The organism is Phreatobacter aquiterrae, assembly GCF_053471285.1.
Genome location: NZ_JBJPHW010000044.1, coordinates 1 through 994, shown reverse-complemented (window position 1 = coordinate 994; position 994 = coordinate 1). Strand labels below are relative to the sequence as shown.

Sequence of the window (994 nt, the reverse complement as noted above, 5' to 3'; positions counted from 1 at the left end):
GGTGGAGATCGGCCAGTTGCTGGCGCTCGCCGGCATTCTGATCGCCATGGGCTTCTGGCGCCGGACCGACGGGTTCCGTCGCCATGCCTACACCGCCAACGTGGCCATGATGGCCGCGGGTTTCGTTCTGGTTGGCTACCAGCTGACCGGCTACTTCGTGAGCTGAGACAAGGACATCATCATGTACAACTCCGACATGCCGTCCCGTGCGGAGCTGCCGACGACCGCGCAGCTCCTGAAGTCCACCGCCATCGCCGCCGTCGCCGCGACCGCCATCCTCGTGACGATCGTCCTGCCGTCCGAGTACGCGGTCGATCCCACCGGCATCGGGCGTGCCCTGGGCCTCACGCAAATGGGCGAGATCAAGATGCAACTCGCCCGCGAGGCAGCCGAGGACAGGGTGAGGGACGCGGCGCCTGCTCCGGCGGCTCCGCGCTCCAGCATCGGCTCCTTCATCTTCGCCAGCATCATAGGCACCGCGCATGCGCAGGCGGCGGAGCGGACGGACGAGACCGTCATCCCGCTGAAGCCCGGCGAAGGGATCGAATGGAAGATGACCGCCCCGCGCGGAACGGCCATCCGCTACTCCTGGCGAACCGATACGGGCGTGGTGAATTACGACATGCACGGTACCAGGGCCGGCGGTGGTCGCGAGACCTCCTACAAGACGGCACGTGGCGTTGCGTCCGACGAGGGCGTGATGACCGCGGGCTTTGACGGCTCGCACGGCTGGTTCTTCCGCAACCGCACCTCCCAGCAGGTGACGGTCACGCTCCGGACCACCGGCGCATATACCAACCTGCGCGCAATGCGCTGACCCTTGAGCTCTCATAGGGGGCGGCTTCGCTGCCCCCTATGATTCTGAGACTGAACCGCCCTGGGTTTGCCGGAGGGCTCAACTCCTGAGAAGGATGAGCCACCATGAGCAAGACAACGAACAAATTTTCCCCCGAAGTGCGCGAGCGGGCGATCCGGCTGTTGCTGGATCACGAGC

Annotated in this window: 2 protein-coding genes; both read left to right on the top strand. The window is 65.7% G+C overall.

Annotated features, from left to right (window positions below; all coding sequences use genetic code 11):
* A partial coding sequence (locus ACJ4V0_RS21515) for a HupE/UreJ family protein (RefSeq protein WP_527248927.1) occupies positions 1 to 166 on the top strand: 166 nt, incomplete at its 5' end.
* Between the two features lie 15 nt (positions 167 to 181).
* Positions 182 to 817: a transmembrane anchor protein gene (locus ACJ4V0_RS21510; RefSeq protein ID WP_448301651.1), complete on the top strand. Its 636-nt coding sequence runs from the start codon at positions 182 to 184 to the stop codon at positions 815 to 817.
* Positions 818 to 994: the final 177 nt, after the last annotated feature.